This is a genomic window from Nocardia carnea (assembly GCF_029868855.1).
Taxonomy (GTDB): domain Bacteria; phylum Actinomycetota; class Actinomycetes; order Mycobacteriales; family Mycobacteriaceae; genus Nocardia; species Nocardia carnea_A.
Genome location: NZ_JARWOV010000164.1, coordinates 1 through 11,298 on the forward strand (window position 1 = coordinate 1; position 11,298 = coordinate 11,298).

13 protein-coding genes are annotated in these 11,298 nt (G+C 69.2%); 7 read left to right on the plus strand and 6 right to left on the minus strand.

Features of this window, described 5'->3' with window-relative positions:
- Positions 1-175: 175 nt before the first annotated feature.
- Entirely contained in the window at positions 176-745 is a 570-nt protein-coding gene (locus QH195_RS14925; RefSeq protein WP_280435805.1) for an NAD(P)H-dependent oxidoreductase, read from the minus strand.
- A 93-nt stretch (positions 746-838) separates the two neighbouring features.
- Between QH195_RS14925 and QH195_RS14930 the strand changes: the two genes are divergently transcribed.
- On the plus strand, positions 839-1,558 hold the full coding sequence (locus QH195_RS14930) for a TetR/AcrR family transcriptional regulator (protein WP_432278287.1): 720 nt from the start codon (positions 839-841) through the stop codon (positions 1,556-1,558).
- An 11-nt stretch (positions 1,559-1,569) separates the two neighbouring features.
- Positions 1,570-2,394, plus strand: a complete 825-nt coding sequence (nadE, locus tag QH195_RS14935) for an ammonia-dependent NAD(+) synthetase (RefSeq protein WP_280419729.1) — start codon at positions 1,570-1,572, stop codon at positions 2,392-2,394.
- A 79-nt stretch (positions 2,395-2,473) separates the two neighbouring features.
- Here the strand turns inward: nadE and QH195_RS14940 are convergent, their stop codons facing one another.
- Positions 2,474-3,811 (minus strand): RNA polymerase sigma factor, encoded by a 1,338-nt coding sequence (locus tag QH195_RS14940; RefSeq protein ID WP_280435806.1) that lies wholly within the window; start codon positions 3,809-3,811, stop codon positions 2,474-2,476.
- A complete protein-coding gene (locus QH195_RS14945) occupies positions 3,808-4,521 on the minus strand; it encodes a YciI family protein (RefSeq protein WP_280435807.1) in 714 nt (237 codons plus the stop codon). Before QH195_RS14945 ends, QH195_RS14940 begins: the two co-directional genes overlap by 4 nt.
- Positions 4,522-4,697: 176 nt before the next feature.
- Here QH195_RS14945 and QH195_RS14950 point away from each other — a divergent pair, with 176 nt between their 5' ends.
- Positions 4,698-5,117 carry a VOC family protein gene (locus tag QH195_RS14950; protein ID WP_280435808.1) on the plus strand — a complete coding sequence of 140 codons (420 nt, stop codon included), beginning with the start codon at positions 4,698-4,700 and terminating at the stop codon, positions 5,115-5,117.
- 39 nt (positions 5,118-5,156) lie between these two features.
- Here the strand turns inward: QH195_RS14950 and QH195_RS14955 are convergent, their stop codons facing one another.
- Both QH195_RS14955 and moaA read right to left on the minus strand, forming a co-directional pair.
- Positions 5,157-5,399: a MoaD/ThiS family protein gene (locus QH195_RS14955; protein ID WP_280419733.1), complete on the minus strand. Its 243-nt coding sequence runs from the start codon at positions 5,397-5,399 to the stop codon at positions 5,157-5,159.
- Positions 5,392-6,450, minus strand: a complete 1,059-nt coding sequence (gene moaA, locus QH195_RS14960; RefSeq protein WP_280419734.1) for a GTP 3',8-cyclase MoaA — start codon at positions 6,448-6,450, stop codon at positions 5,392-5,394. The genes QH195_RS14955 and moaA overlap by 8 nt, the downstream gene beginning before the upstream one ends.
- Before the next feature lie 154 nt (positions 6,451-6,604).
- On the opposite strand from moaA, the gene QH195_RS14965 reads away from it, so the two are divergent.
- The 3 genes from QH195_RS14965 to QH195_RS14975 are packed head-to-tail and all read left to right on the plus strand — an operon-like array spanning position 6,605 to position 9,448.
- Positions 6,605-7,828, plus strand: a complete 1,224-nt coding sequence (locus tag QH195_RS14965) for a molybdopterin molybdotransferase MoeA (RefSeq protein ID WP_280435809.1) — start codon at positions 6,605-6,607, stop codon at positions 7,826-7,828.
- The gene (gene moaCB / locus QH195_RS14970; protein WP_280435810.1) at positions 7,825-9,000 is read left to right on the plus strand and encodes a bifunctional molybdenum cofactor biosynthesis protein MoaC/MoaB; all 1,176 of its coding nucleotides are present in this window, start codon (positions 7,825-7,827) and stop codon (positions 8,998-9,000) included. Before QH195_RS14965 ends, moaCB begins: the two co-directional genes overlap by 4 nt.
- On the plus strand, positions 8,993-9,448 hold the full coding sequence (locus QH195_RS14975) for a molybdenum cofactor biosynthesis protein MoaE (protein WP_280419737.1): 456 nt from the start codon (positions 8,993-8,995) through the stop codon (positions 9,446-9,448). Before moaCB ends, QH195_RS14975 begins: the two co-directional genes overlap by 8 nt.
- 7 nt (positions 9,449-9,455) lie before the next feature.
- Here QH195_RS14975 and QH195_RS14980 read toward each other — a convergent pair whose 3' ends face one another.
- Positions 9,456-10,496 carry a CobW family GTP-binding protein gene (locus QH195_RS14980; protein WP_280435811.1) on the minus strand — a complete coding sequence of 347 codons (1,041 nt, stop codon included), beginning with the start codon at positions 10,494-10,496 and terminating at the stop codon, positions 9,456-9,458.
- A 235-nt stretch (positions 10,497-10,731) separates the two neighbouring features.
- Between QH195_RS14980 and QH195_RS14985 the strand changes: the two genes are divergently transcribed.
- Positions 10,732-11,100 carry a hypothetical protein gene (locus QH195_RS14985; protein ID WP_280435812.1) on the plus strand — a complete coding sequence of 123 codons (369 nt, stop codon included), beginning with the start codon at positions 10,732-10,734 and terminating at the stop codon, positions 11,098-11,100.
- Positions 11,101-11,298 lie beyond the last annotated feature (198 nt).

Consider the following 11,298-nt stretch of genomic DNA (forward strand, 5'->3'; position numbering starts at 1 on the left):
CCCCCCCCCCCCCCCCCCCCCCCCCCCCCCCCCCCCCCCCCCCCCCCCCCCCCCCCCCCCCCCCCCCGCGCGGGGGCCCCCCCCCTGCGGCGAAGCCGGGTGCGCCGGCTCCACGACCCGATGAGCGAACGCCTTGCGCGATGTGACGCGCATCGAGCCCGGCCCGCTCGTGCGATCAGGCGTCGACGAGTTCCCCGCTCGCCGCGTTGACCAGTGCACGCACTGCCTCACCCAGTTCGCGCTGCGTCTCGGCATCCTCACGCGGATGATTGGCACCGAAACGGTCGCCCCAGGTGGCGAAGTGCAGATGCGCCTCGTCGACGATCTTGCCGCCGGCGATACCCACCGACTTCACCGCATCGGCATGCGCCCACTTGGCGGCGTTCGGGCTGATGGAACCGCTCAGGATCGCAACCGGCTTGTCCTTGATCGCACCCGCGCCGTAGGGCCGCGACAACCAATCGATCGCGTTCTTCAACACGGCCGGCAGTGTCCCGTTGTATTCCGGGGTGATCAACAGCAGGCCGTCGCTCGCGCCGACCGCGTCCCGCAGCGCCTCGGCGGCAGCCGGAACCGAACCCGGCACGTCGATATCCTCGTTGTAGAACGGGATATCGCCGATACCCTCGTAGACGGAGACATCGACGCCCGCCGGCGCGGTGGCGACCGAGGCCTCGGCGACCTGCTTACTGAAGGAGGCGCTGCGAAGGCTGCCGAAGAGGACGACGATACGGGTCTGGCTCATATTCACTCCTGCGGTACTAGTTGTGTGATGATCGCACTGCCCAGACCAACCGGACCACGGTCCGCTACATTCCCCGGAGGCCCCTCCCCCGCCGTGAACTACGACACACCCTGCCCGGGCCCGGCGGACGACCCGCGCCCCGGCGAAACCCCACCGCCGCATCCGGCGGACGAACTCCACATCGCGCCGCTCCGGCCGGCCCACCGGGTCGGCCCGCAGCTACCCGGCACCGCCGAACCCGCCGAACGCGCCGACGCCGCCCGCAACCGGCGGCGCCTGCTCGACGCCGCCCGCGAACTCGTCCGCGACCACGGCGTGGACGCGCTCACCATGGACGCCCTGGCCAAACGCGCCGGCGTCGGCAAAGGCACCGTATTCCGCCGTTTCGGCAGCCGCACCGGCCTCATGTACGCACTCCTGGACCACTCCGAGACCCTGGCCCAGGAAGCGTTCATCTTCGGCCCGCCGCCACTGGGTCCCGGCGCCCCGCCGGTGGACCGGCTCATCGCCTTCGGACGGGCCCGGTTGCTCGATATCGAAGTGGAGGGCGAACTCCATCGGGCAGCCGAACTGGGGTCCCCGGAACGGCACTATTCGAGCCAGCCCTATCGAGTGCTGAAAACCCATGTCGCGATGCTGCTCCGCGAGGCGGATACGCCCGGTGACAGCGGCCTGCTGGCCGATGCGCTGCTGGGGGTACTGGCCGCCGGACTCGTCCTGCACCAATTGCGCACTCTCGGCTATACGCGCGAGCAGATCGCGGGCACCTGGGAAGCCCTGGTTCGCCGGGTCGCCGGACCGGCGGCGCAGTAGAGTGGTCCGGCATGGGAAACGTGCGTGATCAGATCATCGCCGAGCTGGGTGTACAGCCGAGTATCGAACCCAAGGACGAGGTGCGGCGCCGCGTCGATTTCCTGAAGGACTACCTGCGCGCCACGCCCGCAAAGGGTTTCGTCCTGGGTATCAGCGGTGGTCAGGACAGCGCGCTCGCCGGACGGCTGTGCCAGCTGGCCGCCGCGGAACTGCGCGCCGAAGGCGCCGAAGCGCGGTTCGTCGCGGTGCGCCTGCCCTACGGTGTGCAGGCCGACGAGGCCGATGCCCGGGTCTCCATGACCTTCGTCGCGCCCGACGAATCCGTGGTGGTCAACGTCCGCCCGGGCGCGAACGCGGTGGCGGCCGAGGTGGCTTCGGCATTGAAGGTCGGCAAGTTACGCGACTTCGTGCGCGGCAACATCAAAGCGCGGGAACGGATGGTGATCCAGTACGCCATCGCCGGGCAGGAGAACCTGCTGGTGGTAGGCACCGATCACGCCGCCGAAGCGGTCACCGGATTCTTCACGAAATACGGTGACGGCGGCGTGGACCTGACCCCGCTCACCGGCCTGACCAAACGCCAGGGTGCCGCCCTGCTACAGGAACTGGGCGCACCCTCGCGACTGTGGTCGAAGGTACCGACCGCCGACCTCGAGGACGACCGCCCGGCCCTACCGGACGAGGAAGCACTCGGCCTGCGCTACAGCGAAATCGACGACTATCTCGAAGGCAAAGACGTAACGGCCGAGGTGGCCGAGCGGATCGAATCGATCTTCCGCAACACCCGGCACAAGCGGACCGTACCGGTCACGCCGCTCGACGATTGGTGGCGCTGACCCCGCCGAGCGGCACACCCGTACCGGCGACAGCACACAGCATGCCCTCCGTGACATCGCACCGGACAGGAAGCCCCGTTCACGATTGTGGACCGGAAGGTTCCCATACGCCGGGCCGAGGCCGTTGTCGCGCCTCCTCCGGAGCCGATGCGCCGGGCCCGTCCCTCCCGCAGGATTGCTCTACCTCGGCCAGCCGGCGGCGCAGATACCGGCGCGCGGCATCGTTTCCGGCAGCCGCCAGCGCCACCCGGTAGTTCTGTGCCGCCTCGGTGAAAAGCCCGGCCCGGCGGTACAGGTCGGCGCGTGCGGCCGCCACCGGCTGTCCGTCGGCCACGCGGCTGTCGCCCGCGATCTCCTCGAGCGCCCGCATGCCTGCCTCCGGACCATCCCGATAGCCCACAGCGACGGCTCGATTCACTCGTACCGCCGGAGACGGCGAGTAGCCGAGTAGTTCGTCGTAGGCCGCGACAATCGCACTCCAGTCGGTGGCCGCCCAGGACGGTGCGACGGCGTGCGCCGCGGCGATCCGGGCCTGCGCCAGGTACGGCCCGCTGCCCTCGGCCGCCACCAGCAGACAGTTCAACCCGGCCCGGATCGCCGTCCGGTCCCATCGGTTACGGTCCTGTTCCGCCAACGGGACCAGTTCCCCGTCGCCGGTCCGGCGCTGCGAGCGGCGGCTGTCGGTCAGCAACATGAGGGCGAGCAGCCCGTGTGCCTCCGCCCGGACAGCCCGCTCCTCGACCGGTAGCAACGCGCAGAGCAGACGCCCGACCCGCAGCGCCTCGTCACACAATTCGTCGCGCACCGCGACGGGACCCGCTGTCGCGAAGTACCCCTCGGTGAACAGCAGATACACCACCGCGAGCACCGCCGGTGCCCGTTCCGGCAGCAGCTGCGCCGGCGGCACCCGCAACGGTATCCCCGCATGCCGGATCTTGGCCTTCGCGCGGCTGATCCGCTGCGCCACGGTCGCCTCCGATTGCAGGAACGCCCGGGCGATCTCGGCGGTCCGCAGCCCGCACACCAGCCGAAGCGTCAAGGCCACCCGCGATTCGGCCGCGAGCGCCGGATGACAGCAGGTGAAGATCATCCGCAGTTGATCGTCCGGCAATTCGCTCATCTCGATATCCCCGGGGCTCGGGGCCGCCAGGACGGCCTCGTGTTCCTTCCCGTGGCGCGCGGACTCCCGGCGCAGCCGGTCCAGGGCGCGGTGGCGGGCGGCCGTGGTGATCCAGGCACCCGGATTCGCCGGGACACCGTCGCGGTCCCAGGTACGCAGCGCGACCGCGAACGCTTCCTGTACCGCGTCCTCGGCCAGATCGATATCACCGGTGAACCGCGCGAGGGTGGCCACGGCGCGGCCGAACTCGGCGCGGTACACGCCGTCGAGATCGGCCGCCGGCCGCGCCGCGCTCATGCTGCGAGGTCCACCACCCGCCGGACCTCCGTGCCGCCGCCGGGCCCGATCGGAATCTTTCCGGCGACCTCGGTCGCGGCGCGGCGGTCCGGGGCGGTGAACAGGTACAGACCGGCCACGACCTCGGCTGTTTCGGTGAAAGGTCCGTCGGTGAGCAGCGGCGGCCCGTCGGTACCGCGGACGGTGGTCGCGGTCGAGGGCGGTTGCAGAGCCCCGCCGCCGCGCAACACCGCCCCGACCCGCTCGCCGAACCGCTCGTGCTCGGCAACGGCGGCATCCCACTCCGGAGTACCCGGTGTGAGCGTCGAATCCGCCTGCTCCCACAGCAGCGCCATCCACCAGTCCGGTCCCGGTTCGTCATGCGGCAGCCACTGAACCAGCGGCCGCAGTTCGACCGATCCCGTCGCCACCGCCGGTAGCTGCCAGACGAGCTCGATCGCCGCGTCCAGATCGGGCACATCGAACACATAGAACCCACCGACCACCTCGGCGTGTTCGGCGAACGGACCGTCGGTGACCAAGGTGTCCGTGCCGCCCCGGCGGACGGTGACGGCGTCCGCCGACGGATACAGCGCGGCCCCGCCCGCGATCACCTCGGCGACTCTGGCGTCGAACGCCGCGTACTGTTCGACCTCCGCGTCGAACTCCGCCGTGCCCGGTTGGGCCACGGCTTCGCCCTCGTCGCCGGCCAGCAATGCCAGGTAGTACATATCGTCATCCTTCCTCGTCGGCGAGGGGCCCGATACCCCTCTCATTCAAACGACGATCGGGGACGTGAGTTCTCGACAGGACCGGACAATTTCCGCTGGAGGTCTCCCTGCCTGCTCTGCATGGTCAGACAGCCAACGGACAGCCCGGTCGGTCACGTAACAAGAGAGCGTTCCCAGTGGGATCTCAGGTCGATCCGTGCATCACATTCGACGGCAACACGCGGCAGGCCATGGAGTTCTACCAGCAAGTCTTCGGCGGCGAGCTCGAGCTGGGAACCGTTGCGGACTTCGGCTCGGCGGACGCACCCGACGCCGACAAAGTCATGCACTCCCGCCTCGACACTCCTGCTGGTTACACGCTGATGGCGTGGGACTTTCCGCACCACAGGCCGGGCCACCCGCCATACCGGCCCGGGAACACCGTCGCGCTCTTCCTGAGCGGCGACGACGGTAGCGAACTGCGCGCTTCTTTTCAGCTGCTGTCCGAAGGCGGCACCATCACTCTGCCGTTGGAGAGGCAGGCCTGGGGTGACGAGGCGGGCTCGGTCGTCGACCGGTTCGGGATCACCTGGATGTTCGACATCAGCGCCCGGTGACCAGCAACCCGAGGCGGCCTGTTGTGAACGCGCGGAACGCTAGCCGCCGGCGAAGGGCGGCAGGACGTCGACGCGGGGGGTGAGCGCGACCGTGGTGTCGCGGGTCAGTTCGTCGCCCACCAGGTAGGCGCAGACAGCCAGCATCTTGTCGAGGCCCGGACCGTAGGTGGCGGCCAGGCGGATGCGCAGGTCGGCGACGGTGGCGCCGGGCGGAAGGTCCAGGGTTTCGGCATCCTTGCCGACCGCGTCGGCGATGGCGGCGAAATAGCGGACCTCAACCACCGATTGCTCCCATCGTGCGTTCCGGCGGGACGAAGTCCGCGGCATCGATACCGTGACCCGCCCATTTCTGCCACATCGCGCCGCGCCACAGCTGCGCCAGCTCCTCGTCGCTCGCGCCCGCGCGCAACACACCGCGCAGATCGAACTCCTGATCACTGAACAGGCAGGATCGGAGCATACCGTCGGCGGTGAGGCGGGTGCGGTCGCAGGTATCGCAGAATTTGCGGGTGACCGAGGCGATGATGCCTACGGTGGCAGGACCGCCGTCGACCAGCCAGGTCTCGGCGGGTGCGGCCGGATCGCTGCGGCCGGCCGCGGTGAGCCGGTACCGGGTGCCGAGCACATCGAGCAGTTCCGCGGCCGTCACCATATTCGCCCGCGCCCATTCGTGGTCGGCGTCCAGCGGCATCTCCTCGATGAACCGCAGTTCGCAGCCCTCGTCGAGACACCAGCGCAACAGGTCGGGAGCACCGTCGAGGGTTTCCCGCATGAGTACCGCGTTCACCTTCACCGGTGCCAGCCCGGCCGCGCCCGCGGCCCGGATTCCGGACAGCGCCGATTCCAGCCGGTCGCGGCGGGTGAGCCGGGCGAAACCGGCGCGGTCGACGGTGTCCAGGGAGATATTGACCCGGCTCAGCCCGGCTTCGGCGAGCCCGGCCGCGCGATGACGCAATCCGATGCCGTTGGAGGTCATCGCCAGGGGAATCTCGGGGGCCGCACTGTGGCAGCCGGCCACGATTTCCTCCAGATCGCGCCGCATCAACGGTTCGCCGCCGGTGAAGCGGACCTCATGAATACCCAGCTCACGCACCGCCAGGGTGACCAGCCGGACGATCTCGCTCGCGGTGAGCAGTTCCTCCGGCGGTATCGCGGGCAGGCCCTCTTCGGGCATGCAATAGGTACAGCGCAGCGAACATTTCTCGGTAATGGAAACCCGCAGGTCACGCGCGGTTCGACCGAAGCGGTCCACCAGCAGCGGTGTTTCCGGACGCCCATCCAGCGAGGGGCGCCCGGACCGCACGGTGGGAATCCCCATATCGACCAGCGTCACCCCACCATTATGGACGCCGGGCCGCGACACGCACCCCTCCGCCACCGGAACACTCCATATTGCCCGGCCCCGGCCACCGCGCGGCGTGGCGTGCACCCGCGGACGGCGGCCGATACGGCGACGCCGGGGCGGCTGCCGCCATTACGCTGAGCGCATGATCTCTCGGCCCGCCAGTCCCGCTGTCCGGTCGGCGGACGACTATCGCGACACCATCGAACAACTGTTGCGCCCGCTCGCCGCCCGGCCCGTCGACACCGTACCGGTGGCCGAAGCGCTCGGCCGGCAGCTGGCCGAGGATATGCACGCGCCGATCGAACTGCCGGTTTTCCGGAACTCGGCGATGGACGGCTATGCGGTGCGGGCACAGGATGTGGCCGAAACCCCCGCCGACCTGCCGCTCACGGGTGTGGTGGCCGCCGGTGACCCCGGCCTGCACGCGCTCACCCCGGGTACGGCGCGCAAGGTGATGACCGGAGCGCCGCTGCCGCCGGGCGCGGACTGTGTGGTTCCCGTGGAGGATACGACTGCGAGCGCCGATACCGTCCGGATCGAGCGCGGGCGGGCGGCGGGCGAATTCGTCCGGGAACCGGGCAGCGATGTGCGCGCGGGCGCCGAACTGGTGAGCGCCGGGACGACCCTGGCGCCCCGGCATATCGCGGCATGCGCCGCGGCCGGGCTGGCCCGGCTGCCCGTTTTCGCGCCTATTCGGGCGGTGGTCATCAGCACCGGAGACGAACTGGTCGCACCGGGCAACCCGCTGCGGCCGGGGCAGATCTACAACTCGAACGGTATCGCGCTGGCCGCGGCGCTCACCGCCAACGGTGTCGAGGTCACGGCGATCCAGCACAGTGGTGACGACCTCGGACAGTTCCGGCATCTGCTCCACTCCGCCGCCTCGACGGCTGATCTGGTGATCACCACCGGCGGTGTCTCCAAAGGCGATTTCGAGGTGGTGCGGGAGGTACTGATCCCACTGGGCGGCGAATTCGGAACGGTGGCCATGCAGCCGGGCGGACCGCAGGGGCTGACGGTGGTGGACGGTGTGCCCGTGCTCAGTTTTCCGGGGAATCCGGTGAGCGCGGTGGTGTCGTTCGAGGTGCTCGCCCGCCCGATACTGCGCCGGCTGTCGGGGCTGGGGCCGGTGCCGGAATACGAACTTCCGCTGCTGGGCGCGGTCCGCCGCTCACCGGAGGGGCGGCGGCAGTTCCTGCGCGGCAAACTGGTGTGGAAGGGTTCGCAGCCGCGTGCGGTGGAGGTGGTTTCCGGACCCGGATCGCATCTGGTGGCGAGTATGGCGGCAGCCGATGTGCTGATCGATATCCCGGCGGCGGTTACCGAACTTCCGGCCGGAGCGACTGTGCGAGTGTGGACGTTATGAGCGAATTGTCGCATGTGGATTCCGAGGGCCGGGCCCGGATGGTGGACGTGAGCGCCAAGGCCGACACCACTCGGATCGCGGTGGCCGGTGGGGAACTGCGTACCACTCCGGAGGTGGTCGCGCTGGTACGCGCCGACGATATGCCGAAGGCCGATGTGCTGACCACCGCGCGGCTGGCCGGGATCGCGGCGGCGAAGAAGACCTCCGAACTCATTCCGCTGTGCCATCAGCTCGCGCTCTCCTCGGTGAAGGTGGAATTCGGTTTCACCGAATCCGCGATCACGATCGAAGCGGCGGCGAAGACCACCGGCCCGACCGGGGTGGAGATGGAGGCCCTGACCGCGGTCGCGGTCGCCGGGCTCACCTTGCACGACATGGTGAAGGCGGTGGATCCGGCGGCAGTGCTGAACGGCGTGCGGCTGCTCACCAAAGAGGGCGGCAAACGAGGCCACTGGACCCGCCCGGAAACCACCGCGGACCCGGGACCCCGGTCCGGCCCCGATGTCACTTCCACCGGCGGCACCGACCTCCAGGCCTCGAGCGGCAGTCGCCATGCGCACGGATCGGACGACCGGGCACACGAACGCACCGCGACTCGTTCACACACCGCAAGCAGCGCCCACGCGCACTCGTCCGGTGGCGAGATCAGGGGCACCGCCGTGGTGCTCGTAGCGTCCACCGGGGCGGCGGCGGGGACCCGGACCGATACCACCGGACCGCACCTGGTGTCGTGGTTGCGGGAGCTCGGCTATTCCACACGCGGCCCGCTGGTCTACGCGGACGCCGATATCGCCGATGGGCTGACCGAAGCGCTGCGGACCGCGCCGAGTCTGGTGGTGACGACCGGTGGGACCGGCGCCGCACCGTCCGACCGGACACCGGAAGTGACCGCGGCAGTGCTGGACCGGGAACTGCCCGGGGTGGCCGAGGCCATCCGGCAGCGGGGTACCGCGAAATTCCCGCTCGCGGCGTTGAGCCGGGGCGTCGCGGGGCTGGCCGGACGGTCGGTGGTGGTGAATCTGCCCGGCTCACCGGGTGGTGTGAAAGACGGTATCGCGGTGCTCGAACCGTTGCTGGAGCATCTGCTCGCGCAGGTGGCGGGCGGCGGGGCACACGAGGGCGGCCAGGGGGCACCGCGGGCCGAGAGGGGAAACGAGAGCGCTCATGCCTGAAGAATCTGCACAGCTTCCGGGCGGGTCCGGCGGGGTCCGGCTCGCCGAGATCAACGACCGGCCATTGGATCCCGCCGTAGTGGACGCCGCGGTCCGCGGGCCGAGTTTCGGCGCGGTGGTCGTGTTCACCGGTGTGGTCCGCGATCACGACGGCGGGCAGGCGGTTTCGGCGCTGGAGTATTCGGCGCATCCGCAGGCGGCCCGGTTCCTGCGCGAATGCTGTGCCGCGATAGCGGAATCCACGGGACTGCCGGTAGCGGCCGTCCATCGGGTCGGGGATCTGGCCGTGGGCGATCTGGCAATCGTCACCGCGGTGGCGGCGCCGCATCGCGCCGAGGCGTTCGCCGCGTGTTCGGCACTGGTGGACCGGATCAAACACGAGGTGCCGATCTGGAAACGGCAGATGTTCGCCGACGGCTTGTCCGAATGGGTGAACGCCTGCGGGTGAGCGCGATTCAGACCGTGCTTTCCGCGGGAACGTAGCGCCAGACGCCGAGCAGGCTTTGTTCGTCGAGCGGTTCCGGATCGGTGTGCACGGTTTCGCGTAACCGCTCGAGTACGGCATCGGTGTCCAGGCCGGTGCCGATCAGCACCAGTTCGGTGTTCCCGGCACGGGAGCGGCGGGCCGGTTCCAGGGTGATGGCCCGGCCCACCAGATGCACCACGTAGCGCTCGGTGTCCGGCACCGCGAACGTGACGAACCCTTTGGCGCGGAACAGCCCCGGCGGCGGGTTCTCCAGAAAATCGATGAGCCGGCGTGGATGCAGTCCGGTGGCGGTGGTGAACACCGTGCTGGTGTAGTCGTCGTGCAGGTGCCGATGTTCGTCGCCGTCGTGGTCCTCGTCGTGGTCGTGCACGAGTTCGTCCAGGCTCAGTTGTTCGCCTATCCGCGGAGTATCGCGATCGCGGGGGTCGAACAGCAGGCCGGGGTCGATACGGCCGCGAGTGGTGGCATACACCGGGGCTCCTTCGGTGACCGCCGTGATCTCCGACCGCAATCGCGCTGTCTCGCCCGCGCCGAGCCGGTCGACCTTGTTGAGTACCACCAGATCCGCCAGCCGCAGATGGCTCGCCAGTTCCGGATGCCGGTCGCGGGTGGTCGCGAATTCGGCGGCGTCGACCACTTCGAGAAGTCCGCCGTAGCGGATACGGGGGTTCTCGCTGCCCACCACCATCCGCACCAGATTGCGCGGTTCGGCCAATCCACTGGCCTCCACCACGATCACATCGATCCCGGCCCGGGGATCGGTCAACCGGGTGAAGAGTTCGTCGAGTTCGGCGACGTCCACGGCGCAGCACACACAGCCGCTGCCCACCGACACCATCGCGTCCACCTGCCCGGCCACCAGCATCGCGTCGATATTGACGGCGCCGAAATCGTTGACCACCACACCGATCCGGGTGCCCCGGTTGTTGTGCAGCAGTCCGTTGAGCAGGGTGGTCTTCCCGGCGCCCAGGAATCCGGCCACGATCACCACGGGTATGCGCTCAGCCACCCGACCACCTTACTGAGCCTGATGCGGCAACCGGCAGCCCGGCACCGGCGAGGAGAATTGATAATGTTTCAAATTTCCCGTTGCCCGGAGTTCCCGTTCACCGGACTTTCTTTCCCGGCATATCGGAAAAAAATCCGCAATCGCCGAAAACGGCATGTGGATTCTGGTAAACGTGCCGGGGAGATCGGGGGAATCTCGGAATACATATCGGAACGGAATTACCGAGGAGTACCGAATGCGTGCAGGTACGTTGCCGGCCGCCGCGGCACTGCTGTCGGCGGCGATCATGCTGGGCAGCGGTAGCGCGGCGGCCCAACCCGCCGATTTCATCCCGGACGACGGCGTCTACCGGGTCGGCGTGGATATACGACCCGGTGTCTGGGAATCACCCGGGCCCGTGGACCCGGCCCAGGGCTGCGATTGGCGACGGTTGTGGCGGATCGAGGGCGACAACACGAATATGCAGTACATCATCGAGAACAACTACACGAAACTGGGCCCGATCCGGGTCACCGTGAAACCGTCCGACGCCGGTTTCCTCACCAGTAATTGCGGCGCGTGGCGGATGGTGCCACCCGCCCCCACGGGTTCGGCCGGATTCTGATTTCGGATGCGGTGGGGGCCGGGGCCCGGGGAGTGGGCGCGGGGGGCCCCCCCGCGGGGGGGGTGTGGGCCTTGTTCGGGGGTCTGGGTTAACCGGCGTCCCTGCGCCATCACCACACCGCTGTAGGCGATCCGGGCCACGATGCTCTGTTCCCGCAGAATGGTCGACCGCACACCGCCGGGGTGGGCTCCCACCGAC

What these genes read in the sequence shown, in the direction of transcription:
- QH195_RS14940 (WP_280435806.1), bottom strand. Translation starts at nt 3,811, where the DNA reads ATGAGCGCGGCGCGGCCGGCGGCCGATCTCGACGGCGTGTACCGCGCC.
- QH195_RS14975 (WP_280419737.1), top strand. Translation starts at nt 8,993, where the DNA reads ATGCCTGAAGAATCTGCACAGCTTCCGGGCGGGTCCGGCGGGGTCCGG.
- moaCB (WP_280435810.1), top strand. Translation starts at nt 7,825, where the DNA reads ATGAGCGAATTGTCGCATGTGGATTCCGAGGGCCGGGCCCGGATGGTG.
- nadE (WP_280419729.1), top strand. Translation starts at nt 1,570, where the DNA reads ATGGGAAACGTGCGTGATCAGATCATCGCCGAGCTGGGTGTACAGCCG.
- QH195_RS14925 (WP_280435805.1), bottom strand. Translation starts at nt 745, where the DNA reads ATGAGCCAGACCCGTATCGTCGTCCTCTTCGGCAGCCTTCGCAGCGCC.
- QH195_RS14945 (WP_280435807.1), bottom strand. Translation starts at nt 4,521, where the DNA reads ATGTACTACCTGGCATTGCTGGCCGGCGACGAGGGCGAAGCCGTGGCC.
- QH195_RS14965 (WP_280435809.1), top strand. Translation starts at nt 6,605, where the DNA reads ATGATCTCTCGGCCCGCCAGTCCCGCTGTCCGGTCGGCGGACGACTAT.
- QH195_RS14985 (WP_280435812.1), top strand. Translation starts at nt 10,732, where the DNA reads ATGCGTGCAGGTACGTTGCCGGCCGCCGCGGCACTGCTGTCGGCGGCG.